Genomic DNA, 26955 nt, shown 5'->3' with positions numbered 1-26955 from the left:
GTTAGAGTCGCGTGCCTGTCGAGGGCGCGGCCGGCAGGGGCGCCTGGCGCGAATGGTCGCGCCGCGCGGTACGTCCGCTCGATTGCCTTTCAAGGGGTCGGCCGGGCGAAAACGTGAAGGACTAGACATGACTGGCTCGACGCCCCGCGCTCCGCTCGTCCCCGGCACGACCGACACCTATCCGGTCCTGCCCCTGCGCGACATCGTCGTCTTCCCGCACATGATCGTGCCGCTCTTCGTCGGCCGCGAGAAGTCCATTCGTGCGCTCGAGGAGGTGGTCAAGAATGATGGCCTGATCCTGCTCGCCACGCAGAAGAATGCCGGCGACGATGATCCGGAAACCGGAGACATCTACGAAATCGGCACGCTCGCCCGCGTGCTGCAGCTCCTGAAGCTGCCCGACTCGACCGTGAAGGTGCTCGTCGAGGGCATCGGCCGGGCCAAGGCGACGACCTATACCGCGACCGACAACTTCTACGAGGCACAGGCCGAGGCCCTTGCCGAGGAAGAAGGCAAGAAGGTCGAGGTCGAGGCGCTTGCCCGCTCGGTGGTCAGCGAGTTCGAGAACTATGTGAAGCTCAACAAGAAGATCTCGCCCGAGATCGTCGCGGCGGTCTCCCAGATCGACGAGCCGGCCAAGCTCGCCGATACGGTCGCCTCGCATCTCGCAGTCAAGATCGCCGACCGGCAGGCCGTGCTGGAGGTGATGAACGTCGCCCACCGGCTCGAGAAGGTGCTCTCTTTGATGGAGAGCGAGATGTCGGTGCTGCAGGTCGAGAAGCGGATCCGCTCGCGCGTCAAGCGCCAGATGGAGAAGACCCAGCGCGAGTACTATCTCAACGAGCAGATGAAGGCGATCCAGAAGGAGCTCGGCGACGGCGAGGAAGGCCGTGACGAGCTGGCCGAGCTGGAAGAGCGCATCGCCAAGACCAAGCTGACCAAGGAAGCGCGCGACAAGGCGCTCGCCGAGGTCAAGAAGCTCAGGCAGATGTCGCCGATGTCGGCGGAAGCCACGGTCGTGCGCAACTATCTCGACTGGCTGCTCGGCATACCCTGGGGCAAGAAGTCGAAGATCAAGAAGGACCTCGCCGCAGCCCAGCAGGTGCTCGACGACGATCACTTCGGCCTCGACAAGGTCAAGGACCGCATCGTCGAGTATCTCGCCGTGCAGCAGCGCGCCAACCGGCTCGCTGGCCCGATCCTGTGCCTCGTCGGCCCTCCGGGCGTCGGCAAGACCTCGCTCGGCAAGTCGATCGCCAAGGCGACCGGCCGCGAGTTCGTGCGCATGTCGCTCGGCGGTGTGCGTGACGAGGCCGAGATCCGCGGCCACCGCCGCACCTATATCGGCTCGATGCCCGGCAAGATCATCCAGTCGATGAAGAAGGCCAAGACCTCGAACCCGCTCATCCTGCTCGACGAGATCGACAAGATGGGCCAGGACTTCCGTGGCGATCCGTCGGCGGCCCTGCTCGAGGTGCTCGATCCCGAGCAGAACTCGACCTTCAACGACCATTACCTCGAGGTCGACTACGACCTGTCGAATGTGATGTTCGTGACCACGGCGAACACGCTGAACATCCCGCCGGCCCTTCTGGACCGCATGGAGGTGATCCGCATCGCCGGCTACACCGAGGACGAGAAGGCCGAGATCGCGCGCCGCCACCTGATCCCGGGGGCGATCGCCAAGCACGGCCTGCAGTCCAAGGAATGGTCGATCGACGACGAGGCCCTGACGACGCTGGTCCGGCGCTACACCCGCGAGGCCGGCGTCCGCAACCTTGAGCGCGAGATCGCCAACACCGTCCGCAAGGCGGTGAAGGAGATCGTGCTGTCGAAGAAGAAGAAGGTCGCGGTCACGCCCGCGGTGCTGGAGGATTATCTCGGTCCGCCGCGCTATCGCTATGGCATGGCGGAGACCGAGGATCAGGTCGGCGTCGTCACCGGCCTGGCCTGGACCGAGGTCGGCGGCGAGATGCTGACGATCGAAGGCGTGATGATGCCCGGCAAGGGCAAGATGACCGTCACCGGCAATCTGCGCGACGTGATGAAGGAATCGATCTCGGCGGCGGCGTCCTATGTCCGCTCCCGCGCCATCGATTTCGGCATCGAGCCGCCGCTGTTCGACCGGCGCGACATCCACGTCCATCTTCCCGAGGGGGCGACCCCGAAGGATGGTCCGTCGGCGGGCATCGGCATGGCCACCGCGATCGTCTCGGTCATGACCGGCATCCCGGTCCGCCGCGACGTCGCCATGACCGGCGAGGTCACGCTGCGGGGCAGGGCGCTGCCGATCGGCGGCCTCAAGGAGAAGCTGCTCGCCGCTCTGCGCGGTGGCATCAAGAAGGTGCTGATCCCGGAGGACAACGCCAAGGATCTGGTCGATCTGCCGAAGTCCGTGAAGAACGGGCTGGAGATCGTCCCGGTCTCGCGGATGGACCAGGTGCTCCAGCACGCGCTGGTGCGCCAGCCGACGCCGATCGTCTGGGAAGAGGACCTGAAGGCGCCCGTGCCCAAGGGCAGTGAAGACGACACGGCTGCGGCCAGCGTCGCTCACTGAACCCCGCGCTCGCGAATGAAGAGGCCGCCGGCACCCGCCGGCGGCCTTTTTTCTTGGCAGGCCCTTGAGCCGCACCCTGCGTCATAGCCTAGCGCTGCTTCAGGAGGTGCCGATGAGCATGCGAAGCAAGGGTGAGATCTGGCTGGAAGCCAATGAGTGCGCGGCCCGGATCGGGCTGTCGAAGCGGGCCCTGCGGCTCTATGAGGAGCACGGCCTGATCCGCCCGCGGCGAACGCAGAAGGGCTGGCGTCTCTATGGCGCCGACGAGATCGCCCGCCTGCACGAGATCCTGGCACTGAAGCGGCTGGGCCTGAGCCTGCAGCGGATCACCGCGCTGCTGCAGGGCAAAGCCATCGATCTCGCGGGGATCCTCGGCATCCAGCACGATCTGCTCGCCGAGCAGCGCGAGCGGGCCGAGCAGGGTCTTGCGCTCGTCCGCGCTGCGCAGGCCAAGCTCGCCACCGGCACCTCCCTCACCGCCGACGAACTGATTCGGCTCGCGAAGGAGACCAACATGACTGAGAACAACACCGATACCGTCGCCTGGCGGCGCTACGAGCAGGCGCGGCCGCGTACCGAGATCAAGCTCGATCCGCGCCGCTTCGAGCGCTGCATCGGCTTCTACCGACACCCAGCTGGCCAGATCATGGCCGTGACCCTGGAAGGCGACCGCTTCTTCCTGCAGCTGACAGGCCAGCCCAAAGTCGAGCTCTTTGCCGAAAGCGATAGCAATTTCTTCCTGAAGGTCGTACCGGCCCAGCTCGCCTTCGCGCCCGCCGGGGACGGCCGGGCCGAATCCTTGACCCTGCATCAGGGTGGGTACGAAGCTCTCGCCACGCGCATCGACGAGGCGGAAGCAAAGCGCCAGCGGGACGAGCTCGGCGCGCGGGTGCGCGATCGGGTTCCGCATCCGCGCAGCGAGGAGACCTTGCGCGAGTTCCTCGAACAGCAGCAACGCGGCACCATGCCGTTCGAGCTTCTGAGCGAGGAGCTGGCGGACATCGTGCGCGAGCAACAGCCGATCGTCAGCGCCGAGCTCGAATCGAAGGGCGGTCTCCAGGAGCTGGCACTGCGCCGCATCGGCGAGGACGGGGTCGATGTCTACGAGGCGCAGTTCGCCAAGGGGGCCCTGCAATGCGGTATCGGCTTCGGCCAGGACGGAAAGGTCCACACGCTCTGGATGCTGCCGGCGTAAGCAGCCCTCAGGAAAGGCTGGTGGGCGGTGACGGGCTCGAACCGCCGACATCTTCGGTGTAAACGAAGCGCTCTACCGACTGAGCTAACCGCCCTTGCCCGCCGTTTAAGACCACGGGGCCGGCTTCGCAAGCCGCAGAAGCGATCTTGCGAAGCTTTGGCCTGTCTTGAACCACAAGGCGCGGGCGACGCGGCTCGAACCCGCGCCCCCCGGCGTGACAGGCCGGCACTCCAACCAACCGAGCTGTACCCCGCGCAGGAACGGCGCTGCTGGGCTCATAGTGGCAGGGATTCGCCTTACTGGTGTAGCTTCGCCGTGGATCGCGCCGTGCAGTGCCCGTGGGAGGTGTGAAAAATCGTCGGTTTCGGCCTCTTTCCCCGGACTTTGGAGATGATCAACATTTTGACGGCTTCGGTGCTTGACAGTCAGGGCCGGGGGCCATAATCCCAACGCCGCCGGGGACGAGTTCCTCAGCCGCCCGCGCGGGCGTAGCTCAGTTGGTTAGAGTGCCGGCCTGTCACGCCGGAGGTCGCGGGTTCGAGCCCCGTCGCCCGCGCCATTTAAATCAAAGACTTAGCTAGAATAGGCGGTCTTCGATTACTTTGCCCCGTTACATTGTCGGCCACGGTTTCTTCGGTCCGAGTGTCGCTCGGCCATCGCGGCGGCATGCATCGACGTCAGGAACAGTGGCGATATTGCCCGCCGCGAGAGTGGCCTGGCCTTCAGGCGCCGCCGCGGTAGCCGGGCTTCATGGCGCCGAGGACGGGGATCGTCGTCAGCCAGGGTGGCCGATCACGCGCCCGGCCCAATCCGAAACCGTCTCGGCCATGGTCTTCAGATGGTCGGCCGTCGAGAAGCCGGAGAGGCTCTTGCGCGGCTTCAGATCATGATCGCCATCCTCGAGCCATAGAAGCTCGATCTGCGGAGACAGCGTGTAGGCCGAGACCTCGTCTCGGGTGCCGAATTCATCCCGCGTCCCCTGTGTGACGAGCGTTGGCGTCCTCAGATCGGCGAGATGAGCGGTCCGCAGCTGCTCCGGCTTGCCGGGCGGGTCAAAAGGGTAGCCCAGGCACAGAAGCCCATGGATCCGGCCAGCCGCGAAGAGCTCGTCGGCGACCATGCTGGCGACGCGCCCGCCCATCGACTTGCCGCCGATGATGAGGCGGCCCTTCGCGGCGAGCGCGTCGACGGCGGCGATGTATTGCGGATTCAGCTTTTCGGCGCGAGGCGGTGGCAGGCGGCGCCCGTCGGCCCGCCTCGCCGCCATGTAGTCGAACTCGAAGCGTGCGACACGGAAGCCCGCGCTGCCCAATGCCCTGGCCGCGGCCACCATCGACGGCGAATCCATCGGGGCCCCGGCGCCATGGGCGAGCATGATGGTGATTCCCGCTTCGTCGGGACCGTCGAAAAGGAACATCGTACCGTCCTGTGCTGACAGACTACTTGCTGATTGCCGGAAATCTTACTGCGCCTGCCTGTCGGCGCCAGCACGCCACGGACATGCCGGCGATTGCGGCCGGGCACTATGGCCGATCGCGCACTTCGATGGCGATCCGCCGGGGCGAGCGTCGTGACCACCTCCCGAGCGACCCGCATGCTTCGCAGGCGAGCCACCGGATCACCGCAGCAATCGAACGAGGATTCCGGCGACGTACTGTAAAGCGGCATCTTTTGCGCGCCGTCGATGCCACGCCAGATGCAGCGTGAAACCGGGTATCGGAAGTGGCGGGGGGAAGGCGGCCAATCCGTCGAACTCGGCCAAGACCCGCGACGGCAGCAGGGCGATCATGTCCGAGCCCCGCAGCAGCGCCGGGACCATCTGGAAGCTCGGCACGACCAGGCCGGCGCGCCGCGACAATCCCCGGTTCGCCAGTTCGGCATCGATCGGCGTGCGCGTGTCGCCGCGCCCCGAGACCAGGATATGCGGGTAGGCGAGCCAGGCCTCGAGATCGAAGCCATCTGCGGCGGGATGGCCGATCCGCATGGCGGCGAGATAATGCTCCGTCAGCAGCTCCTCGCGATGGAGGTCGTCCTCGGCCGGCGGGAGCACGGAAATGGCCAGATCGCTGGTGCCATCCATCAAGGCGGCACGGGCGGCATCCGCGCCATGCCAGGGCTGGATCACCAGGTCGATGCCGGGCGCCGCACGCTGCAATTCCTGCTGGAGCGGCGCAATGACGATCAGCGCCGGATAGTCTGCCGTGGTGATCCGTAGCGTCTGCCGCATCTCTGCAAGTGGCATCTGCGGCGGGTCGACCAGCTCGGTCACCCCAGAGAGGAGCGATTTCAGGGGAGCGCGCAAGGCTTCGGCCTTGGCGGTCAGATACATGGTGCCGCGGCCGCGTTCCAGAAGCTCGTCGCGGAACAGATGCCGGCAACGTTGCAGCGCCGCGGAGGCCGCCGGTTGCGACAGGCCGAGCCGGTCGGCCGCGCGGCTGACATGCGCCTCGTCGAGAAGGGCGTCGAGGATGACGAGGAGATTGAGGTCGAGTGCTCTTAAATTCATGAGGTGGATGATAGAATAGATCGATAATCGATTGGAGTAATTTATCGCATGCCGGCATCGTCCCCTGGTCAGACCAGGAGGCGACGATGACCAAGACACTCATTCTGTTGTTTCACCGCGATCTCTCGCAATCCAGGGCCAATGCCGCCTTGGCCGCGGCCGCCGCCGGCATCCCGGGCGTCGAGGTCGTCGACATGCAGGCGCTCTATCCGGAGGGTATCGACATGGTCCGCGACGGCGAGCGCGAGGCCGCCCGGCTGCTCGCGACCGACCGCATCGTGCTGCAGTTCCCGATCCAGTGGTATTCCACGCCGGCCCTGCTGAAGGCCTGGCAGGACGCGGTGCTCACCCGCATGTTCTATCTCGCCTACGAGGCCGAGGGCAGGGCGCTGGAAGGCACGCCGCTGATGCTGGCGGCGACTGCCGGCAACGTCCCCGACGCCTATCGCCCCGGCGGCCGCAACATGTTCGCCATGATCGATCTTCTGGCGCCATTGCGCGCCACCGCCCATCGCTGCGGTCTGTCCTGGAGCGATCCCTTCATCGTCTATGAGGCGGACAAGCTTCTCCCCGATGCGCTCGAAGCCGCTGCCGCCGACTACGCCGCCACGCTCGCGGGCTGGATCGCCGCCACCGCGACCACAGGCCGGGAGGCGGCGTGAGCCATGGAGACCGAGCATGATACATTTGCCGAGCTCGATCGCGGCACGCCGCGCTGGTTCGCCGTGGCCGCGCGGACTCTGCCCCTCGGCATTCTCCTCCAGTTTCTCAGCGCCGGCGCGTCCCTGTCCGGGAATAGCGGCTTGTGGGGGCTGCATGCGAGCTTCGGCGGAGTCTTGGTCCTCCCGGCGGCGGCGCTGCTCGTCGGAGCTCTCGTCATCGCGCGGCTGCGGGGCTTTGGCTGGTGGGCGGGGCTGGTCGTCCTGCTCTACCTGATCCAGGTGGCGCTGGCGGCTGTGGCGACGCCTGCACTGCTCTCGCTTCATCCCTTCAACGGCGCGCTGCTGCTCGTCGCGAGCCTCGTGCTCGCCGCCAAGGTCGAGCGCCGCGCCGCGATGTGCCGGCGCCGGCAATCTGCGTGAAGCGCGGACAGGCGGCTATGCCGACCAGATCTGGCTGTTCGAGGTGGACCGCACGTGATTGACGAGGAACTCGTTGAACACCCGGATCTTGGCCGGCAGATGATCGCGGTTCTGATAGGCGATGTTCATGGTCAGCGTCGGCAGCTGCCAGTCGAGCAGCACCGGGACCAGACGCCCGGCATCGAGGTCGGCCTGCACGATGTAGAGCGGCTGGATCAGGATGCCGAGCCCTGCGATCGCGGCCTGGCGGATCACCTGCCCGTCATTGCAGTCGAGCGCCGCCCCGATCCGCACGATCCGCTCGCTGTCGCCTTTGGTCAGGCGCAGCGAGAACGGGTCGGCGGCAAGGTTGTAGACCAGCATGTCGTGCTGGGCGAGGTCGGCCGGGGCGATCGGACGCCCGCGCTCTTCCAGATAGGCCGGCGAAGCGGCGAGGACGCGGCGCATGCGCCCGAGCCGCCGCACCACGATGTTGCTGTCGGGCTCGTGCAGGCGCGTGCGGATGGCGACGTCGATGCCGGCCTCGATGAAGTCGAGATAGCGGTTGGCGACGGCGATGTGAACGCTGAGCTTGGGATAGAGACGGCGGAAGGCCGGCAGCATCGGCGCCAGATAGATCGTCGCGAAAGAGAGCGAGCTGGTGACGCGCAGCACCCCTTGCGGCGCCAACGTGTGGGCGTTCACCGCACTCTCCGCCTCGCCGAGTTCGGTCAGCAGCGCGCCGCTGCGCTGGTAGAACTGTTCCCCCGCCTCGGTCAGCCAGAGACGGCGCGTATTGCGCTCCACCAGCCGGGCGGAGAGGCGCTCCTCCAGGGCAGCGAGGTGCCGGCTGGCGGCGGCGTTCGACATGCCGAGCGCCTCCGCTGCGCGCGACAGGCTGCGCAGCTCCGCCGTCTTCACGAACACCTCGATCTGCGTGAAGCGGTCCATATTTCCGATTTGCGTAAAAGAGAGTTCCTGAAGCTCGGCTTTATTTCCGACTTTCGCAAGTCTTAACTCTCGGGACAACGACGGCCCGAGAATGACGGCCGAAGGTCGAGGAAACGCCTATGCCAGGTCCGGTCCGCCACATCGTGATGTGGCGCTTGCGCGGCGACACGCCGATGGAGCGCGCCGATGCCCGCGCCAAGGTCAAGGCTGCCTTCGAGGGGCTGCGGGGCCGCATCGAAGGGCTCACCCATATCGAGATCGGCGCCGACGTCAGCGGCGTCGACTATGCCTGTGACGTCGTGCTGGTCAGCGAGTTCGCCGATCGGGCTGCGCTCGAAGCCTATGGCAGCCATCCCGAGCATCTGAGAGTCCGGCACGAACTCGCCGATCTCCGGATCGCGCGCTTCCAGGTCGATTATCTCGCCGACGGCGACGCTCCCGTCTTCGCCGCAAGCGATCTGCATCACCGCCAGGAAATCGTCGCCGGCGAGTGAGCCGGCGCCGCCCGATCAACGCCTGATCCGCCAGGAGCCTTCGATGATCGAGACCTTCGCCTATGAGGCTCTGCCGTCGCGGGTGCGCTTCGGGCGCGGCACGATCAAGGAGGTCGCAGCGGAGGTCGAACGTCTCGGCGCCCGGCGGGCGCTGGTGCTGACGACGCCGCAGCAGGCGACCGCGGGCGAGCGCCTCGGTGCGCTGCTCGGCTCCGCCCTGGCGGGATATTTCAACGACGCGACGATGCACACGCCGGTCGAGGTGACGGAGCGGGCGCTCGATACCTTGCGCGAGACCGGAGCCGATTGCGTCGTGGCACTGGGCGGCGGTTCCACCACGGGGCTCGGCAAGGCGCTCGCCCTGCGCTCCGGCGTGTCGCAGGTCGTGATCCCAACCACCTATGCCGGCTCGGAGATGACGCCGATCCTCGGCCAGACGGAGGGCGGCCGCAAGACGACGATCCGCTCGCTCGACGTGCTGCCCGAGACGGTCATCTACGACGTCGACCTGACACTCAGCCTGCCGCCGATGCTGTCGGCGACCTCGGGCGTCAACGCCATGGCTCATGCCGTCGAGGCGCTCTATGCCAGGGACCGCAATCCGATCATCTCGTTGATGGCGCAGGACGGCATCCGCACGCTGTCTTCAGCCTTGCCGATCCTGGTGCATGAGCCGGCCAATATCGAGGCACGCTCGCATGCGCTCTACGGCGCCTGGCTCTGCGGCTGCTGCCTCGGCGCGGTCGGAATGGCGTTGCATCACAAACTCTGCCACACGCTCGGCGGCAGCTTCGACCTGCCCCATGCCGAGACGCACACCGTCGTGCTGCCGCATGCGGTCGCCTACAACGCGCCGGCCGCGCCGGAGGCGATGGCGGCGATCTGCCGGGCGCTCGGGGCTCCCGATGCGGCGCAGGGCCTCTATGATCTGGTGCGGGCGCTCGGCGTGCCGCTGTCGCTGGCCGAGCTCGGCATGCCCCAGAGCGGTATCGACAAAGCGGCGGACATCGCGGTCGAAAATCCCTACTGGAATCCGCGCCCCGTGACGCGAGACGGCATCCGCGACCTGCTCGCCAGGGCCTTCGCCGGCGAGCGGCCTCGCGCTGCCGCCACCGAAGACGAGGCGGCCTGAGCTATGGCCCGCCGCATCCTCATCTCCGGCGCTGCCATCCTCTCGATGGACGCAGCCATCGGCGACCTGAAGCGGGGCGACATCCTCGTCGTTGATGGCAGGATCGCCGCGATCGCACCCCGTATCGAGGCCGAGGATGCCGAGCGCGTCGACGCGGCCGGGCGCATCGCCGTGCCGGGTTTCGTCAACGCCCATATGCATAGCTGGCAGACCGGCCTGCGCGGGCTCGCGGCCAATTGGACGCTGCTCGAATATTTCCGCTGGATCCATGCCGGGCTCGCGACGCTGTTCGAGCCTGACGATATCGGCATCGCGACGCTGATGGGCGCGCTCGGCCAGATCGATGCCGGCACCACGACATTGGTCGACTGGTGCCACAATAATCCGACGCCTGCGCATACCGATGCCGCGGTCGAGGCGCTGGCCGAGAGCGGTATCCGCGCCGCGTTCTTCCACGGCTCGCCGAAGCCCGATCCCAAGCCCGGCGAGCCGCATTTCTCGGAGGTGCCGCATCCGCGCGCCGAGATCGAGCGTCTGCGGCGCGGCCGCTTCGCCGGCGATGACGGCCTGCTGACGCTCGGCCTCGCCATTCTCGGCCCGCACTATGCGACGATGGAGGTCGCGCGCACCGACTTCCGCCTGGCGCGCGAATTCGGCCTCGTCGCGTCGATGCACCAGGGCGGCGGCGCGGCCAGGACGCCAGGCGGCTGGGAGCAGTTGATCGCCGAGGGGCTGGTCGGGCCCGGCATCAACATCGTGCACGGCAACGACCTGCCGGACGAGCTGTTGGGGCAACTGGTCGATCTCGGCGCCTCCTTCTCGGTGACGCCGGAGAACGAGATGACACAGGGCCACGGCTTCCCGATCACCGGGCGGCTGTTGGCGCGCGGCATGGCGCCTTCGCTCGGCGTCGATCTCGAATCCGTGCTGGCCGGAGACATGATGGGCGTTGCTCGCATCGCCCTCGGCATGCAGCGCGCGCTCGACAATGCCGAGAGCCGCCGACGGACTGGCGCCATCCCGCCGACCTCGACGATTCCCGTCCGGCAGGCGCTGTCCTGGATCACCATCGAGGGCGCGCGCATGCTCGGGCTCGATCACCGCATCGGCTCGCTCGCGCCCGGCAAGCAGGCCGACATCACGCTCATCGACGCCCGCGCGCTGCATCTGCAGCCGCTGCACGATCCCGCCGCCGCCGTGGTCATGCAGGCCGGGCGCGGCGACGTCGAGGCGGTGATGATCGCCGGCCGCTTCGTCAAGCGGGATGGAAAGCTGCTGGCCGAAGGGCTGGAGGGCAAGCTCGCCCGGCTCGCCGCCTCGGGCGCGCGGATCGTCGAAGGGCTTCGCCGCGGGCAACGGGCAGCTTGAGGACAACGCAATGAGCGACACCCACACCATCGGCTGGATTGGGCTCGGCAAGATGGGGCTGCCCATCGCGTCCCGCCTGGCGGCGGCCGGACATGACATCGCCGGCTTCGACCGCGACCAGGAGCGTATCGCCGCAGCGTCCGCAGGCGGTGTCAGGCCTGCCGCCACGCTTGCGGATGCGGCCGGGCGCGACATCGTCGTCACCTCGCTGCCGGACGACAAGGTGCTCGCCGCCGTCGCGATTTCGGGCGGGCTTTTCGAGGCGATGCGCGAGGGCGCCGTCCTGGTCGAGACCTCGACCGTCAGCCCGACGATCTCGGCCGAAGTGGCGCGGGCGGCGGCGCAGCGCGGCGTGCTCTACCTGCGCGCTCCGGTCTCGGGCAACGCTGCCATCGCCCATACCGGCAACCTGACCTGCTTCGTCTCCGGGCCGCGCGCCGCCTTCGACGCCTTCCTCCCGATCGCGCAGGATTTCACCCGCGTCCAGAAATATCTCGGCGAGGCCGAGGAGGCCCGCTTCGCCAAGCTCGCCGTCAACCTGATGATCGCGGTCTCGGCGGCGATGATGGGCGAGAGCATCGTCCTCGCCCGCAAGGGCAATCTCGCCTGGCAGGACATTTTGGACGTTCTGACCAACAGCGCAGTCGGCTCGCCCATGGTCCATTACAAGGCCAAGAGCCTGGAGACGCGCGACTTCGGCTCGACCTTCTCCTGCCGGCAGATGGCCAAGGATCTCGACCTGATCATCGGCGCCGGCCAGGCCGCCGAGATGGCTTTGCCCCTGGCGAGCCTGACGCGCGAGACCTACGGCGCCCTGATCGGGCGCGGCGAGGGCGAGGCGGATTTCATCTCGACCGTGCGTCTCGCCGAATGGCTCGCCGGCCTCGGCGAGCCCGATCTCGACACCAATGAAGGGAGGCTTGCATGAGGAACTTCGACCAGGACAGCATCACCCAGGCGGTGCTCGAACGCGTCGCCGCCGCCCCGGATGCACGCACCAAGCAGATCAGCGAGGCACTGGTCCGCCATCTCCACGATTTCATCCGCGAAATCCGCCCGACGCAGGAGGAATGGGCCAAGGGCATCGCCTTCCTGACCGATACCGGCCAGATGTGCACCGGGGCGCGCCAGGAGTTCATCCTGCTCTCCGACACACTCGGCGTCTCCATGCTGGTCGACGCGATCAACCACGATCATCGGGGCGCCGTCACCGAGAGCACCGTGCTCGGCCCCTTCTATGTCGAGGGGCCGCCGGAAGCGGCGCTGGGCAGCGACATCTCCGGCGAGCTGCCGGGCGAGCCGATGCATGTCTCCGGCTCCGTCACCGCTGCCGATGGCAGCCCGCTCGCCGGGGCGATCGTCGATGTCTGGCATTCCGACGAGGACGGCTATTACGACGTCCAGCATTCGGAGGATGCGACCGATCTCGTAGCCCGGGCCCGCTTCCGTACCGACGCGCAGGGTCGCTTCCATTTCTGGTCGATCAAGCCGGCGGCCTATCCGATCCCGCATGACGGACCGGTCGGCAAGATGCTGGAGGCGCAAGGGCGCCATCCCTGGCGGCCGGCGCATGTCCATTTCATGATCGCGGCGCCGGGGCACGAAAAGCTCGTCACCCATGTCTTCGTCTCCGGCGACCAGTACCTCGATTCCGACGCCGTCTTCGGCGTGAAGGACTCGCTGATCAGCGACTTCACAGAGCAGCCGGCCGGCACCGCCCCGGACGGCCGGACGCTCGACCGGCAGTGGTGCTGCCTGAGCTACGATTTTCAGCTCAACCCCGCTTCAGAGGCAGCACATCGCGCCGCCTGAGGCCTCGACCATCGACCGCAAATCGAGAGAGCCCGGCCAGCGGGCCCATCGCGGAGGGAGAAACCATGTTGACCAGACCATCCCCGGATGGCAGCGCCACGGAAACGGCGCTGGCGCGGCTGGCACAGATGCTCGGCCCGCGCGTCAGCCGCGCCGCCGGTGTCCTTGCCGACCATGGCCGCAGCGAGGCCTATCATGCGGCCTCGCCGCCCGATCTCGTCGTCTTCCCGGAAACGACCGAGGAGATGCGCGGCATCGTCACGATCTGCCGCGATCTCCAGCTGCCGATCATTCCGTTCGGAGCCGGCACCTCGCTCGAAGGCAATGCCGCAGCGCCTCTGGGCGGCGTCTGCCTCGACATGTCGCGCATGAACAAGGTGCTGGCGGCGAGTCCGGAAGACATGGATGTCCGCGTCCAGCCCGGCATCACCCGCAAGCAGCTCAATGCGCAATTGCGCGATACCGGCCTGTTCTTCCCGATCGATCCCGGCGCCGACGCCTCGATCGGCGGCATGGCCTCGACCCGCGCCTCCGGCACCATGGCGGTGCGCTATGGCACGATGAAGGACAATGTGCTGGCGCTGGAGGCTGTGCTCGCCGATGGCCGCGTGATCCGCACGGCCCGGCGCGCCCGCAAATCCGCCGCGGGCTACGACATGACCCGCCTGCTCGTCGGCGCGGAGGGGACGCTCGGCGTCATCACCGAGGTGACGCTGAAGCTCCATCCGCAGCCGGAGGCCATCTCCTCGGCCGTCTGCGCCTTTCCCGATCTGAAATCGGCGGTCGGCACGGCGATCGCGGTGATCCAGTCCGGCGTCCCGGTGGCGCGCATCGAATTGCTCGACGCGGTGATGATGCGCGGCATGAACCTGCACGCGAAGCTAGGACTGCCGGAAGCGCCGCATCTCTTCTTCGAGTTCCACGGCTCGAAGGGCTCTGTCGCCGAGCAGGCGGAGACCGCGCAGGCGCTGGCCGAAGAGTTCGGCGGGCAGGGCTTTTCCTGGGCGACCGCGCCTGAGGAGCGCAGCCGCCTCTGGCAGGCCCGCGACAACACACTCTATGCCGGGCTCGCCTTGCGGCCGGGCGCGCGCGCCCTGGTCACCGATGTCTGCGTGCCGATCTCGCGCCTGGCCGAATGCCTTGTCGCTACCGCTGCCGACATCGCGGAGAGCGGCCTCGTTGCCCCGGTCGTCGGGCATGTCGGCGACGGCAATTTCCATTTGCTCGTCCTGCATGATCCCGACAGCGCCGAGGAGGTCGCCCGGGTGAAGGCGTTCAACGAACGCCTGGTCAGGCGGGCGATCGCGCTCGACGGCACCTGCACCGGCGAGCACGGCATCGGCCTCGGCAAGATCGACTTCCTCGAACTGGAGCTCGGCGAGACCGTCGACGCCATGCGCCTGGTGAAGCAGGCGCTCGACCCGCTGGGAATCATGAACCCCGGCAAGATCTTCCGCTCGTCCGCGCAGATGGGAGGCGCCCGATGAGCGCGCTGATGGCGATCAAGCCCGACTTCGACACGACCTCGCCACCGCCCGCGGCGGCCGAAGGCGCACCGCTCTTCGAGCTGAGGGGCATTTCCAAGACCTTCCCCGGCGTGAAGGCGCTCGACGACGTCTCGTTCGCGCTCTGGCCGGGCGAGGTGCACATGCTGCTCGGCGAGAACGGCGCCGGCAAATCCTCGCTGATGAAGGTGCTGTGCGGCGCCTATCAGGCCGATGCCGGCGCGTATTTCCACAAGGGCGAGAAGGTCGAGATCCGCTCGCCGGCCGATGCGCGCAAGCTCGGCATCGCCGTGATCTTCCAAGAATTCTCGCTCGTCCCCTATCTCGACGTGGCGCAGAACATCTTCCTCGGCCGCGAATTTCCGTCGCGTATTCCGGGGCTCGTCGACCGCCGGCGGCTCTATCGCGAGGCGCAGGCGGTGCTCGATCTGATCGGCCTCGACATCGATCCCAGGACCAAGGTCCATACGCTCGGCGTCGCCCAGCAGCAGATGGTCGAGATCGGCAAGGCCCTCTCCCAGAACGCGCGCATCCTCGTCATGGACGAGCCGACCGCCGCGCTCTCCGACCGGGAGACCGAGCGCCTCTTCGAGGTGATGCGCCAGCTCCAGGCCAAGGGCGTCGCCATCGTCTACATCTCGCACCGCATGGCGGAGGTGTTCGCGCTCGGCGACCGCATCACCGTGCTGCGCGACGGCAAGCTCGTCGGCCGGGCGCGGCCGGGCCAGACCACGCCGGACGAGCTCGTGCGCATGATGGTCGGCCGCACCGTCGACATGAGCTATCCGCGCAACTTCGCTGAGAAACCCGGTGAGATCGCGCTGGAGGTCAAGGGGCTGGCGGCGAAGAACGGTATCCGCGACATCGATCTCACCGTACGGGCAGGCGAGATCGTCGGCCTCTGCGGCCTGGTCGGTTCCGGCCGGAGCGAGGTCGCGCGCGCCATCTTCGGCGCCGACGAGGTCACGGCCGGTGAGATCAGCATCTTCGGAAAAGCCAGACGGGGAGGGCCCGACGCCGCGACCATGGCCGGTGTCGGCCTCATCCCGGAAAGCCGCAAGACGGAAGGGCTCGCGCTGATCCGCACCGTCGCCGACAATCTCGCCGTCGCCGGGCTGCCCAAGCTCTTTCCGAACAAGCTGTTCTCGCCCGCTCAGGCAAGGCGCTCGGCCGAGGAGCTGATCAAGCGGCTGCGGATCGCGACGCCCTCGCCGAACCAGAGCGTCGCGCTGCTCTCCGGCGGCAACCAGCAGAAGGTGGTGATCGGCAAATGGCTCGCCGCCGGCACGCGGCTGTTCATCTTCGACGAGCCGACGCGGGGCATCGATGTCGGCGCCAAGTCCGAGATCTTCGCGCTGATCGACCAGCTCGTCGCCGATGGCGCAGCGGTGCTGATGATCTCCTCCGAACAGGCCGAGATCGTTCATGTCTGCGACCGCGCCTACGTCATGCGCGGCAAGCGCCTCGTCGGCGAACTCTCCCGCGCCGAACTCTCCGAAGAGAACATCGTCCGAATGGGGATGCACCATGGCTGATCAGGCGATCTCCTCTCCCTTGCCGCGCCTCCCGGCCGTGCCGGGCGTCGCCGTCGCGTTGGCCGGGCTCTCGCTACTCTTTGCGCTGGCGAGCCCCGGCTTCCTCACCGCCGGCAACCTTTCCAATGTGCTGGTGCAGTCGGTCATCCTGCTGCTGCTCGCTTTGCCGATGACGCTGATCATCATGACCGAGGGGCTCGACCTCTCCATGGGCGCGGTGCTGACGCTGGCCTCGCTGGTGCTGGCGCTCATCGTGGTGGCGACGCAGTCGCTGGTGCTCGGCCTCATCGGCGCACTCGCCGTCGGCCTCGCCTTTGGCCTCGTCAATGGCTGGCTGATCGCTGGGCTCTCGATCCCGCCCTTCGTCGCGACGCTGGGCACGCTCGGTGCGGCGCAGGGGCTCGCGCTCGTGGTCAGCGACGGCCAGAGCGTCGTCGGCATCCCGCGCTTCGTCCGGCTGGTCTATTCCGGCGAGACCTTCGGCATCCCGACGCCGATCCTGATCGGCGCCGGCTTCTACGCGCTCTTCCACATCCTGCTCTACCACACCCGCTTCGGCACCTATGTCTGCGCGCTCGGCGGCAACCGCGATGCGCTGACGCTGGCCGGCGTCGCGTGGAAGCGGCTGCTCGTCGCGGTCTACATGCTCGGCGGCGCGATGGCCGGTGTCGCTGCCCTGCTGATGACCGCGCGCATCAATGCCGGCCACCCGACCGCCGCGATCGGCCTGGAGTTCGACGCCATCGCCGCGGTCGCGCTGGGCGGAACCTCCTTCGACAAGGGCAATGGCTGGCTCTTCGGCACGCTGCTCGGCGTGCTCACCGTCGGCGTGCTGCGCAACGGCCTCAACCTGATGGCCGTGCCATCCTCGGTCCAGGTCGCCTGCATCGGCGCCCTCGTCATCGCCGCCCTTCTCGTCGACAGCCTGCGGAGCACGAGGTCATGAGCATCGCAAGCGACACCGCCGCGCGCCCCGCCGGCTTCCATCTCTCGCGCGAGACGCAGCAGCTTGCCTATCGACTGCTCGCGGTGGCGCTGCTCTGCCTCGTCCTGAGCATCGCGACCGAGGCCTTCTTCACCGCCAACAACATCCTCAACGTGCTTCGGCAGGCGAGCCTGCTGTTCTTCCTGGCCTCGGGGCTGACGCTGGTGATCCTGACCGGCGGCCTCGATCTCTCGGTCGGCGCCAATATCGGCCTCTCCGCCTGCTTCGCGGCGACGGTGATCAAGGCGACCGGTTCGCCGGTGCTCGGCACGCTGACGGGGCTCGCCACCGGGCTCGTCATCGGCATCTGCAACGGGCTGATGGTGGCCAAGCTCAGGATCCCGTCCTTCATAGCCACCTACGGCATGCTCTGGGTGCTGCACGGCATCACCTATTACTACATGGCCGGCGAGACCATCCACGGCTTCCCGCCCAGCTTCCGCCAGATCGGCTCGGGCTATTTCCTGGGGGTGCCGATCCCGGTCTATCTGATGCTGGCCTTCCTGCTGGCGGGCACGATCTTCGCCCAGCGCACCATTTGGGGGCAGCAGATCTACGCCATCGGCGCCAATCCGGTCGCGGCCCGCCTCACCGGCATTCCGGTCGATCGCCGCCTGATCCTGGTCTACGCCTTCTCCGGCGCCATGGCGGGCGTCGCCTCGATCGTCTTCCTTGCCCGGCTGAACTCGGCCGAGGGCGATATCGGCGAGGCGATGACGCTGCCGGCGATCGCCGCGGCGCTGATCGGCGGCGCCTCGCTGTTCGGCGGCGTCGGCAGCGTCTTCGGCACCTTCATCGGCGCCCTCATCCTGACGCTGGTGCTGAACGGCATGAACCTGCTGGCCGTCAATGCCAACTGGCAGCCGCTGGTCACCGGCCTAATCGTCATCCTCGCCGTCTGGTTCGACATGGTCGGCCGCCGGCGCACCTGAACCAAGCAACGAAACCAAGGTAGGAAAACCATGTCCAAAGTGAAATTGAACGCGAAGCTTCTCGCCGCAGTGCTGCCCGCGATCCTGATCTCCAGCGCGGCGCTCGCCGCAGGCGAGACGATCGCGGTCTTCACCAAGAACCAGACCAATCCCTATTTCCAGACGGTGCGGGTCGGTGCGGAGGTCGCGGCGAAATCGCTCGGCGCCAAGGCGGTGCACTATATCCCGACCAAGCCGGACTCGATCCCCGAGCAGCTCAGCCAGGTCGAGGACGTGATCGTCAAGAAGCCGAGCGCCATCGTCTTCGTCCCCGTCGACTATAAGGCGATGGTGCCGGGCGTCGAGCAGATCAACGATGCCAAGATCCCGATCGTCAACGTCACCGACCGCAGCGCCGGCGGCAAGTTCCTCGCCTTCGTCGGGGCCGACGATTACAGCCTCGGCCTGGAGACGGCGCGCTTCCTGCTGAAGGAGATCGGCGGCAAGGGCAATGTCGTCATCCTCGAGGGCGTCAAGGGCTCGCTGACCAATATCGACCGTGTCCGCGGCTTCAACGACGCGATCAAGGAGTTCAAGGACGTCAAGCTGCTCGCCAGCCAGCCGGCGAACTACCAGCGCCTGCAGGGCTTGCAGGTGATGGAGAACCTGATGCAGTCGCATCCGCAGATCGACGGCGTGCTCGCCGCCAACGATGCGATGGCGATCGGCGTGATCGAGGCGCTCGACGGCGCCAACCGCAAGGCCAAGGTCGTCGGCATCAACGGCACCAAGGAGGCGGTCGACGCCATCAAGACCGGCAAGCTGCTCGCCTCTGGCGACTATAACGGCTTCCTGCAGGGCTGCATCGGCACGCTGGTCGCGATCCGGGCCCTGCGCAAGGAGCCGATCGTCACCGAGGTGGTGCTGAAGCCGACCGTGGTGAACGCCTCGAACTTCCAGCCCTATGACAGCCCGCTGGAATCGCGCAGCTGCCCGAGCTGGAGCGAGGCGGCGGCGTTGGCCAGCAAGTAACCTGAACCTCGTCCAAGGCGGCCGGCGCATGGCCCGGCCGCCGATAGGAGCCTCACCACATGCTGTTCGTGATCCACGCGCTCGACAAGCTTGGCGCACTCCCGGCCCGTCTCGCCAACTACGATGCCCACAAGGCCTTCCTGTCGGACACTGAAGCGCGAGGTGTCCGGATCGTGATGTCGGGCCCCCTGGTCGCCGAGGACGGCGTGACCATGATCGGCAGCCTCTTCGTCGTGGAGGCGGTGGACCTTGCGACCGTGGAGCGCTTCAATGCCGCCGATCCGTTCCACGTCGCCGGCATCTGGGATCGCGTCACGATCACCGGCTTCATCAAGCGCCAGGGCTGAGCCCGACAATCGACCAAGCGTTCCAGGAGACAAGACATGGCTAAGGATGGAGGCCCGATCCGGGTCGTCGGGATTTCGGGCAGCTTGCGGGCCGGCTCCTACAACACCGCTGCGCTGAAGGCGGCCATAGCGCTGGCGCCGGAGGGGATGACGATCGAGATCGCCGAGATCGGCGACCTGCCGCTCTATAACGACGATGTCCGCGTCGCCGGTTATCCGCCTCAGGTCCAGCGCTTCCGCGACCAGCTCGCGGCGGCCGATGCGATCCTGTTCGTGACGCCGGAGTACAACTATTCGATCCCGGGCGTGCTCAAGAACGCGATCGACTGGGCCTCGCGCCCGCCGAGCCAGCCTTTCGACAACAAGCCGGTGGCGATCATGGGCGCGAGCGGCGGCGTCCTCGGCACGGCGCGGGCGCAGTATCATCTGCGGCAGATGCTGATCTTCCTCAACGCCTTCCCGCTCAACAAGCCGGAGGTGATGATCGGCGCCGCCCAGACCAAGTTCGACGAGGCCGGCAAGCTGACCGACGAGGCGACCGCCGGCTTCATCCGCCAGCTGCTGGAAGCGCTGCGCGACTGGCGTAATCGGCTGGCCTAGATCACCAAGCGTCCGAACGAACGCGATTTTCGAGCCCGAACGTGTTGAAACCGACGCGTGCTGCCGCAGCCGATCACCAGGGCCGGCGCGGTCCCGTATCGATATGGATCAATCCGTTCCAGTAGACCTTGTTGCCGCCGACCTCGGGCAGGGTGCGGGCCCATTCCAGGACGGTGCGCGGCCTGACGCCGGGCACGCGGAAGTCCATCGCTTCGCAGCGCTTGTGATAGGAGCCGCGCCGCGCCCGCCAGGGCGGGCGCCAGGTCGAGGTCACCTTCACCGCCCCGTATTTGTCCGAGATCTTGCCGAGGATGCTCTTCAGCACCGGTGGCAGACAGACGATCGAGGTGCCGGGATCGGTCGAGATGCCCGGCCTGTCGGGTTTCTCATTGGGGTCGAAGGCGGGTTCCTCGGCGGTCTGACCCGGTGTGCGCTGCGGCCATTCCGGTCCCTCGTCGTCGTCGGGCTCGGGTTGGGCGAGGGTGGGCGCCGGCCCTGGCGTCGTCGTGGCGCTGGCTTCGGCCGGAGCCTGTGGAAGGACGACGATCGGTGGCGCGCCCGGCTTGATCTGCAGGTCGAGGTCGAACGGGCGCTCGGGCGGCAGGGGCGCGAGCATCATCTGCTGTGCTACGGCCGCGCTGCCGAACGCCATCACCGCCGCACAGGCACTGGAAAGGGCGACTCCCCGCATGAAACTCACGAGGCGCGGGACGCCGATGGCGGGGCAGTGGCCGGGATATCGCGATCACGATGCGTTGTTGGCCTCGGCATTCCCGCACCGGTTCTCCTGACGCATCGGCAATGCCTGCCGACGAATCGTGCCGGCGCCGAAGACTGACGTTACGTCCCGGTTTGCCATGCTTCGGCGCGCCGCGACAACCGCCTTGCGCCCAGCGTCGCCGATCGCGAAAATCGGAGCCGAAACGGCCGGGAATCGTGACAGTTTCGCTGGTCGGCTCGACATATGCGGCAAAGACATGGCGACAGCCGCGTTGTGCGGCGCGGCGAACCCTTGCGTGATTCTAAAGCAGGGTCTAATCGACTGGCGAGATTGAGGGCGCCAGTCGCGGCGCCGGGTTGAAGCGGGGTGACAGATGCAAGCTCTTCCTGTGCAGTCCCTGCTGTCGGACTATCTGCCCCTGGTGATCTTCATCGGCCTGTCGCTGGTGATCGGCCTGGCGCTGCTGATCGCGCCCTTCGCCGTGGCCTATTCCAAGCCGGATGCCGAAAAGCTCTCCGCCTATGAATGCGGCTTCAACGCCTTCGACGATGCGCGCATGAAGTTCGACGTGCGCTTCTATCTCGTCGCCATCCTCTTCATCATCTTCGATCTCGAAGTCGCGTTCCTCTTCCCCTGGGCGGTCGCCTTCGGCGGGCTCGGCTGGCTCGGCTTCTGGTCGATGATGGTCTTCCTCGGCGTGCTGACGGTCGGCTTCGTCTACGAGTGGCGCAAGGGCGCGCTCGAGTGGGACTGATCGCTTTGTCGCAGAGACCTGATAGGCTCCTGTCCGTATTCTTACATTCGACGAAACCCAAAGGTTCGAACTGATGGCCATGACAGCGATCGATCGCGGTGATCCGCTCGTCGCGCAGGCTCCCAGGGGCCTGCTCGGCCCCGACGGCAAGCCGCTCGGCACCCGCGATCCCTATTTCGTCGAGATCAACAACGAGCTGGCCGACAAGGGCTTCCTCGTCACGGCGAGCGACGACCTGATCAACTGGGCCCGCACCGGCTCTTTGATGTGGATGACCTTCGGCCTCGCCTGCTGCGCGGTCGAGATGATGCAGCTGTCGATGCCGCGCTATGATGTCGAGCGCTTCGGTTTCGCGCCGCGCGCCAGCCCGCGCCAGTCGGACGTGATGATCGTCGCCGGCACGTTGACCAACAAGATGGCTCCGGCCTTGCGCAAGGTCTACGACCAGATGCCGGAGCCGCGCTACGTCATCTCGATGGGCTCCTGCGCCAATGGCGGCGGCTATTACCACTACAGCTATTCGGTGGTGCGCGGCTGCGACCGCATCGTGCCGATCGACGTCTATGTGCCCGGCTGCCCGCCGACCGCGGAAGCGCTGCTCTATGGCGTGCTGCTGCTGCAGAAGAAGATCCGGCGGACCGGGACGATCGAGCGCTGAGGCGCTTGGCGACCGGCGGCTTGCGAAGGTGATGCGATGAGCGAAGCGCTCGTGACATTGGGCGAAGAGATCAAGGCGGCGCTGCCCGGCGCGGTGACCGATATCATCGTCGCCTTCGACGAGATCACGGTGCTGGCCGAGGCGGCAGAGATCGTGCGGGTCCTCAAGACCCTCTATGACGATCCGCGCTTCCGCTTCGTCAATTTCACCGATATCGCCGGCGCCGACTATCCGCAGCGCGAGAAGCGCTTCGAGGTCGTCTATCATCTGCTATCGCCGCGCCATAACCGGCGCATCCGGGTCAAGGTCCAGACCGACGAGGCGACTCCGGTCCCCTCCGTGATCGAGGTCTTCCCGGCCGCTAACTGGTATGAGCGCGAGGCCTACGATTTCTACGGCATCCTGTTCTCGAACCACCCGGACCTGCGCCGCATCCTCACCGATTACGGTTTCGAGGGCTATCCGCTGCGCAAGGACTTCCCGCTGACCGGCTTCGTCGAGGTCCGCTATGACGACGAGCAGAAGCGCGTCGTCTACGAGCCGGTGAAGCTGAACCAGGAGTTCCGCAACTTCGACTTCCTCTCGCCCTGGGAAGGGACGGAATACGTCCTGCCGGGCGACGAGAAGGCCAAGGCGGGCTGAGCTTATGGGCGAAGGCCACACACTCTCCGGCGGCTGTCTCTGCGGCTCGGTGCGCTTCACGGCGACCATGGCCAAGCCGGAGATGGATGTCTGCCATTGCGACATGTGTCGCAAATGGAGCGGCGGCGTGCTGATGACCGTGCCCTGCACGGACGTCTCTATCGCCGACGAGACGCACCTTGGCGTCTACACCTCCTCCGAATGGGGCGAGCGCGTCTTCTGCCGCAACTGCGGCACCAGCCTGTTCTGGCGCCAGCGCTCGGGCGAGGGCCATGTCGCCGTGGCGTTCCCGAGCCTCGACAATCCTTCCGATCTCGTCTTCGCCGAAGAGATCTTCATCGACGAGAAGCCTGACCTCTACGCCTTCGCGGGCGAGCGCCGGCGCAAGACCGGCGAGCAGGTGATCGCCGAATTCCATGCCGCCCAGGAAGGCCGGACATGACCGAGCACAACATCCGCAACTTCTCGATCAATTTCGGGCCGCAGCACCCGGCGGCGCACGGCGTGCTGCGCCTGGTGCTGGAGCTCGACGGCGAGATCGTCGAGCGTGTCGACCCGCATATCGGCCTGCTGCACCGCGGCACCGAGAAGCTGATCGAGCACAAGACCTATCTCCAGGCCGTGCCCTATTTCGACCGGCTCGACTATGTCGCGCCGATGAACCAGGAGCACGCCTTCGCGCTCGGCGTCGAGAAGCTGATGGGCGTGACCGTGCCGCGCCGCGGCCAGCTCATCCGCGTGCTCTATTCCGAGATCGGCCGCATCCTCTCGCATATCCTCAACGTCACCACGCAGGCGATGGACGTCGGCGCGCTCACCCCGCCGCTCTGGGGCTTCGAGGAGCGCGAGAAGCTGATGATCTTCTACGAGCGGGCCTGCGGCGCGCGCATGCACGCGGCCTATGTCCGGCCGGGCGGCGTCCACCAGGACCTGCCGACCTCGCTGATCCATGACATCGCCGAATGGTGCGATCCGTTCCTCAAGGTCTGCGACGATCTCGAAGGCCTGCTCACCGACAATCGCATCTTCAAGCAGCGCAATGTCGACATCGGCGTCGTCGATCTCGAAACCTGCTGGAAATGGGGCTTTTCGGGCGTGATGGTGCGCGGCTCCGGCGCGCCCTGGGACCTGCGCAAGGCGCAGCCCTATGAGTGCTACGAGGAGATGGAATTCGACATCCCCGTCGGCAAGAACGGCGACTGCTACGACCGCTACTGCATCCGTATGGAAGAGATGCGCCAGTCGGTCCGCATCATGAAGCAGTGCTGCGAAAAGCTGCTTTCGGCCGATGGCGGCGGCCCGGTCTCCTCGCTCGACGGCAAGATGGTGCCGCCCAAGCGCGGCGAGATGAAGCGCTCGATGGAAGCGCTGATCCACCACTTCAAGCTCTACACCGAGGGCTACAAGGTGCCCGAGGGCGAGGTCTACGCCGCCGTCGAGGCGCCCAAGGGCGAATTCGGCGTCTATCTCGTCTCCGACGGCACCAACAAGCCCTATCGCTGCAAGATCAAGGCGCCGGGCTTCGCCCATCTCCAGGCCATGGATTTCATGTGCCGCAAGCACATGCTCGCCGACGTCTCCGCGATCCTCGGCTCCCTCGATATCGTCTTTGGTGAGGTGGACCGCTGATGTCCGTCCGTCGTCTCGCGCCTGATCACGTTCAGCCTGCCTCCTTCGCCTTCACCGCGGCGAACGAGAACTGGGCCGACCAGCAGATCGCAAAGTACCCTGAAGGTCGGCAGGCCTCGGCCGTGATCCCGCTGCTGTGGAAGGCGCAGGAGCAGCATGATGGCTGGCTGCCGCGCGCCGCGATCGAGGAAGTCGCGCGCAAGCTCGGCATGGCGCCGATGCGGGTGCTGGAGGTCGCGACCTTCTACACCATGTTCAGCCTGCAGCCGGTCGGCCAGCACTTCGTCCAGCTCTGCGGCACGACGCCCTGCGCGCTGCGCGGCGCCGAGGCGCTGAAGAAGGTCTGCGAGGAGGTGATCGGCCCGCAGTCGACCGTCACCGCCGACGGCAAGTTGTCCTGGCTCGAGGTCGAATGCCTCGGCGCCTGCTGCAACGCCCCGATGGCGCAGATCAATTTCGACTATTACGAAGACCTGACGCCCGAGAATTTCCGCAAGCTGCTCGGCGACCTGCGCGAAGGTCGTCCGACCAAGCCCGGCCCGCAGGTCGACCGCTCCTGCTCGGAGCCGCTCGGCGGCGGCGATACGCTGAGGGACCCGGCCCTCTTCGACGGCTCGATGATCGGCGCCGGCGACTGGCAGAAGCGCATCACCAGGCAGCGCGAAGAGGCCATCAAGATCGCCAGCGAGAAGGCTGCGGCCGAGGCCAAGGCCAAGGCGGAAGCCGAGACGGCCGCCGCGACGGCCAAGGCCGGTCCGACCGACGTCAAGACCGCGCCGGCTCCCGAGGCCGCGGCGCCGGCCCGTCCCAAGCCGTCCGATCCGAACCAGCCGGCGAGCGCCGCGCAGGATACACCCTCCGCGACGGGCAAGGCGATCAAGGACACCACCAAGAGCGAGGCTCCGAAGGCGCCGGCCGCCGAGGCCGCTCCGGCTGCCGAGCCGGCTCCCGCCGTGGCCGAGTCCAAGCCCGCGCTGCTGACCGCGGCCCGTGACGGCAAGGGCGACGATCTCGAGCTGATCTGGGGCGTCGGTCCCAAGCTGGCGAAGATTCTCAACGAGATGGGCATCTGGCACTTCGACCAGGTCGCGGCCTGGACCCCGGCCGAGCTCGCCTGGGTCGATGCAAGGCTGATCGGCTTCAAGGGCAGGGCGGTCCGTGACGACTGGATCTCGCAGGCATCGAGGCTCGCTACCGGCTGGCGGCCGGAGAGCAAGCTCGGCGACAAGCCGACGAACTGAGGCGAACAACGATGCTTGCTGATCGGGACCGCATCTTCACCAACCTCTACGGCCTTCACGACCTGTCGCTGAAGGGCGCCATGCAACGTGGCGCCTGGGACGGCACCAAGTTCCTGCTCGAGCAGGGGCGCGACTGGATCATCGACGAGATGAAGAAGTCGGGCCTGCGCGGGCGCGGCGGCGCCGGCTTCCCGACCGGGCTGAAATGGTCGTTCATGCCCAAGCAGAGCGACGGGCGCCCGCACTATCTCGTCGTCAACGCCGACGAGTCGGAGCCGGGCACCTGCAAGGACCGCGAGATCATGCGCAACGACCCGCATACGCTGGTCGAGGGCTGCCTGATCGCCTCCTTCGCCATGGGCGCGCATGCCGCCTACATCTACATCCGCGGCGAATATGTCCGCGAGCGCGAGGCGCTGCAGCGCGCCGTCGACGAGGCCTATGAGGCGAACCTCATCGGCAAGAACAACAAGCACGGCTATCCCTTTGATCTCTATGTGCATCACGGCGCCGGCGCCTATATCTGCGGCGAGGAGACGGCGCTGCTGGAGAGCCTCGAGGGCAAGAAGGGCATGCCGCGGCTGAAGCCGCCTTTCCCGGCCAATGTCGGCCTCTATGGCTGCCCGACCACCGTCAACAACGTCGAGTCGATCGCGGTCGCGCCGACTATCCTGCGCCGCGGTGCCAGCTGGTTCTCCTCGATCGGCACGCCCAACAATGTCGGCACCAAGCTGTTCTGCGTCTCCGGCCATGTGAACAAGCCCTGCAATGTCGAAGAGGCGATGGGCCTGACCTTCCGCGAGCTGATCGACCGCCATTGCGGCGGCATCCGCGGCGGCTGGGACAATCTCAAGGCGGTCATCCCCGGCGGCTCCTCGGTGCGCATGGTGCCGGCCGAGCAGATCATCGACACGCCGATGGATTTCGACTCGCTCTCGAAGCTGAAGTCGGGCCTCGGCACGGCGGCGGTGATCGTGATGGACAAGTCGACGGACATCATCCGCGCCATCGCCCGCATCAGCTATTTCTACAAGCATGAGAGCTGCGGCCAGTGCACACCCTGCCGCGAGGGCACCGGCTGGATGTGGCGCGTCGTCAACCGCATGGCCGAAGGCCGCGCCCAGAAGCGCGAGATCGACATGCTGCTCGACGTTTCCAAGCAGATCGAGGGTCACACCATCTGCGCGCTGGGCGATGCTGCCGCCTGGCCGATCCAAGGCCTGATCAACCATTTCCGTCACGAGATCGAGCAGCGCATCGACGACTATGCCGCCAATCCGCATGGCGAGCCGGTCAGGCTCATGGCGGCGGAGTGAGAC

The 26955-nt window shown here is 66.9% G+C and carries 27 protein-coding genes and 2 tRNA genes; 24 read left to right on the top strand and 5 right to left on the bottom strand.

Annotation, left to right across the window (positions count from 1 at the left end):
• The first annotated feature begins 127 nt into the window (after positions 1–127).
• Positions 128–2557: an endopeptidase La gene (lon, locus tag BMZ69_RS02155; protein ID WP_092154297.1), complete on the top strand. Its 2430-nt coding sequence runs from the start codon at positions 128–130 to the stop codon at positions 2555–2557.
• A gap of 112 nt (positions 2558–2669) precedes the next feature.
• Entirely contained in the window at positions 2670–3752 is a 1083-nt protein-coding gene (locus BMZ69_RS02150) for a MerR family transcriptional regulator (protein ID WP_092154295.1), read from the top strand.
• An 18-nt stretch (positions 3753–3770) separates the two neighbouring features.
• Here the strand turns inward: BMZ69_RS02150 and BMZ69_RS02145 are convergent.
• Positions 3771–3846 (bottom strand) — tRNA-Val (locus tag BMZ69_RS02145).
• A gap of 388 nt (positions 3847–4234) precedes the next feature.
• Here BMZ69_RS02145 and BMZ69_RS02135 point away from each other — a divergent pair.
• A tRNA-Asp gene (locus BMZ69_RS02135) sits at positions 4235–4311 on the top strand.
• Positions 4312–4527: 216 nt separating this feature from the next.
• Here the strand turns inward: BMZ69_RS02135 and BMZ69_RS02130 are convergent.
• Both BMZ69_RS02130 and BMZ69_RS02125 read right to left on the bottom strand, forming a co-directional pair.
• Positions 4528–5169, bottom strand: coding sequence for an alpha/beta hydrolase family protein (locus BMZ69_RS02130; protein ID WP_092154293.1), 642 nt, complete (start codon positions 5167–5169; stop codon positions 4528–4530).
• A 201-nt stretch (positions 5170–5370) separates the two neighbouring features.
• Positions 5371–6258 carry a LysR family transcriptional regulator gene (locus tag BMZ69_RS02125; RefSeq protein ID WP_092154290.1) on the bottom strand — a complete coding sequence of 296 codons (888 nt, stop codon included), beginning with the start codon at positions 6256–6258 and terminating at the stop codon, positions 5371–5373.
• A gap of 86 nt (positions 6259–6344) precedes the next feature.
• On the opposite strand from BMZ69_RS02125, the gene BMZ69_RS02120 reads away from it, so the two are divergent.
• Both BMZ69_RS02120 and BMZ69_RS02115 read left to right on the top strand, forming a co-directional pair.
• Positions 6345–6920, top strand: a complete 576-nt coding sequence (locus tag BMZ69_RS02120) for an NAD(P)H-dependent oxidoreductase (protein WP_092154288.1) — start codon at positions 6345–6347, stop codon at positions 6918–6920.
• 3 nt (positions 6921–6923) lie between these two features.
• Complete coding sequence (locus BMZ69_RS02115; protein ID WP_092154286.1) at positions 6924–7340, top strand: DUF6220 domain-containing protein; 417 nt, start codon at positions 6924–6926, stop codon at positions 7338–7340.
• A gap of 15 nt (positions 7341–7355) precedes the next feature.
• On the opposite strand, the gene BMZ69_RS02110 is transcribed toward BMZ69_RS02115, so the two are convergent.
• On the bottom strand, positions 7356–8270 hold the full coding sequence (locus BMZ69_RS02110; RefSeq protein ID WP_092154284.1) for a LysR family transcriptional regulator: 915 nt from the start codon (positions 8268–8270) through the stop codon (positions 7356–7358).
• A 119-nt stretch (positions 8271–8389) separates the two neighbouring features.
• On the opposite strand from BMZ69_RS02110, the gene BMZ69_RS02105 reads away from it, so the two are divergent.
• The 12 genes from BMZ69_RS02105 (at position 8390) to BMZ69_RS02050 (ending at position 19991) form a co-directional block, all read left to right on the top strand.
• Positions 8390–8764, top strand: a complete 375-nt coding sequence (locus tag BMZ69_RS02105) for a Dabb family protein (protein ID WP_092154282.1) — start codon at positions 8390–8392, stop codon at positions 8762–8764.
• A 43-nt stretch (positions 8765–8807) separates the two neighbouring features.
• A complete protein-coding gene (locus BMZ69_RS02100) occupies positions 8808–9896 on the top strand; it encodes a maleylacetate reductase (RefSeq protein ID WP_092154280.1) in 1089 nt (362 codons plus the stop codon).
• A 3-nt stretch (positions 9897–9899) separates the two neighbouring features.
• Positions 9900–11264, top strand: a complete 1365-nt coding sequence (locus tag BMZ69_RS02095; protein ID WP_092154278.1) for an amidohydrolase family protein — start codon at positions 9900–9902, stop codon at positions 11262–11264.
• 10 nt (positions 11265–11274) lie between these two features.
• Positions 11275–12192, top strand: coding sequence for an NAD(P)-dependent oxidoreductase (locus tag BMZ69_RS02090; RefSeq protein WP_092154276.1), 918 nt, complete (start codon positions 11275–11277; stop codon positions 12190–12192).
• On the top strand, positions 12189–13076 hold the full coding sequence (locus BMZ69_RS02085; RefSeq protein ID WP_092154273.1) for an intradiol ring-cleavage dioxygenase: 888 nt from the start codon (positions 12189–12191) through the stop codon (positions 13074–13076). The genes BMZ69_RS02090 and BMZ69_RS02085 overlap by 4 nt, the downstream gene beginning before the upstream one ends.
• Before the next feature lie 128 nt (positions 13077–13204).
• Positions 13205–14563: an FAD-linked oxidase C-terminal domain-containing protein gene (locus BMZ69_RS02080; RefSeq protein ID WP_092154643.1), complete on the top strand. Its 1359-nt coding sequence runs from the start codon at positions 13205–13207 to the stop codon at positions 14561–14563.
• A gap of 8 nt (positions 14564–14571) precedes the next feature.
• Positions 14572–16116, top strand: coding sequence for a sugar ABC transporter ATP-binding protein (locus BMZ69_RS02075; RefSeq protein WP_092154641.1), 1545 nt, complete (start codon positions 14572–14574; stop codon positions 16114–16116).
• Complete coding sequence (locus BMZ69_RS02070) at positions 16109–17062, top strand: ABC transporter permease (protein ID WP_092154271.1); 954 nt, start codon at positions 16109–16111, stop codon at positions 17060–17062. Before BMZ69_RS02075 ends, BMZ69_RS02070 begins: the two co-directional genes overlap by 8 nt.
• Positions 17059–18033, top strand: a complete 975-nt coding sequence (locus BMZ69_RS02065) for an ABC transporter permease (protein WP_092154270.1) — start codon at positions 17059–17061, stop codon at positions 18031–18033. The genes BMZ69_RS02070 and BMZ69_RS02065 overlap by 4 nt, the downstream gene beginning before the upstream one ends.
• A gap of 30 nt (positions 18034–18063) precedes the next feature.
• Positions 18064–19044 carry a sugar ABC transporter substrate-binding protein gene (locus BMZ69_RS02060; RefSeq protein WP_092154268.1) on the top strand — a complete coding sequence of 327 codons (981 nt, stop codon included), beginning with the start codon at positions 18064–18066 and terminating at the stop codon, positions 19042–19044.
• A 59-nt stretch (positions 19045–19103) separates the two neighbouring features.
• On the top strand, positions 19104–19391 hold the full coding sequence (locus BMZ69_RS02055) for a YciI family protein (RefSeq protein WP_092154266.1): 288 nt from the start codon (positions 19104–19106) through the stop codon (positions 19389–19391).
• Positions 19392–19427: 36 nt separating this feature from the next.
• Entirely contained in the window at positions 19428–19991 is a 564-nt protein-coding gene (locus BMZ69_RS02050) for an NADPH-dependent FMN reductase (protein WP_092154264.1), read from the top strand.
• A 73-nt stretch (positions 19992–20064) separates the two neighbouring features.
• Here the strand turns inward: BMZ69_RS02050 and BMZ69_RS02045 are convergent, their stop codons facing one another.
• A complete protein-coding gene (locus BMZ69_RS02045; protein WP_092154262.1) occupies positions 20065–20682 on the bottom strand; it encodes a YcbK family protein in 618 nt (205 codons plus the stop codon).
• Positions 20683–21100: 418 nt separating this feature from the next.
• Between BMZ69_RS02045 and BMZ69_RS02040 the strand changes: the two genes are divergently transcribed.
• From BMZ69_RS02040 to nuoF, 7 genes are all read left to right on the top strand, one after another.
• Positions 21101–21466 (top strand): NADH-quinone oxidoreductase subunit A, encoded by a 366-nt coding sequence (locus tag BMZ69_RS02040; protein WP_092154638.1) that lies wholly within the window; start codon positions 21101–21103, stop codon positions 21464–21466.
• Between the two features lie 79 nt (positions 21467–21545).
• Positions 21546–22124 (top strand): NuoB/complex I 20 kDa subunit family protein, encoded by a 579-nt coding sequence (locus BMZ69_RS02035; RefSeq protein WP_092154635.1) that lies wholly within the window; start codon positions 21546–21548, stop codon positions 22122–22124.
• Positions 22125–22160: 36 nt separating this feature from the next.
• Positions 22161–22766 (top strand): NADH-quinone oxidoreductase subunit C, encoded by a 606-nt coding sequence (locus BMZ69_RS02030; protein WP_092154260.1) that lies wholly within the window; start codon positions 22161–22163, stop codon positions 22764–22766.
• A 4-nt stretch (positions 22767–22770) separates the two neighbouring features.
• Positions 22771–23208, top strand: coding sequence for a GFA family protein (locus tag BMZ69_RS02025; protein ID WP_092154258.1), 438 nt, complete (start codon positions 22771–22773; stop codon positions 23206–23208).
• The gene (locus tag BMZ69_RS02020) at positions 23205–24395 is read left to right on the top strand and encodes an NADH-quinone oxidoreductase subunit D (protein ID WP_092154256.1); all 1191 of its coding nucleotides are present in this window, start codon (positions 23205–23207) and stop codon (positions 24393–24395) included. The genes BMZ69_RS02025 and BMZ69_RS02020 overlap by 4 nt, the downstream gene beginning before the upstream one ends.
• On the top strand, positions 24395–25636 hold the full coding sequence (gene nuoE / locus BMZ69_RS02015; protein WP_092154253.1) for an NADH-quinone oxidoreductase subunit NuoE: 1242 nt from the start codon (positions 24395–24397) through the stop codon (positions 25634–25636). Before BMZ69_RS02020 ends, nuoE begins: the two co-directional genes overlap by 1 nt.
• Before the next feature lie 11 nt (positions 25637–25647).
• Positions 25648–26952 carry an NADH-quinone oxidoreductase subunit NuoF gene (nuoF, locus tag BMZ69_RS02010; protein WP_092154251.1) on the top strand — a complete coding sequence of 435 codons (1305 nt, stop codon included), beginning with the start codon at positions 25648–25650 and terminating at the stop codon, positions 26950–26952.
• Positions 26953–26955 lie beyond the last annotated feature (3 nt).

The organism is Allobosea sp. CRIB-10 (assembly GCF_900112185.1).
Lineage (GTDB): Bacteria > Pseudomonadota > Alphaproteobacteria > Rhizobiales > Beijerinckiaceae > Allobosea.
Note: the sequence above shows the minus strand (reverse complement) of the source record. Positions and strands in the feature narration are given on the sequence as shown.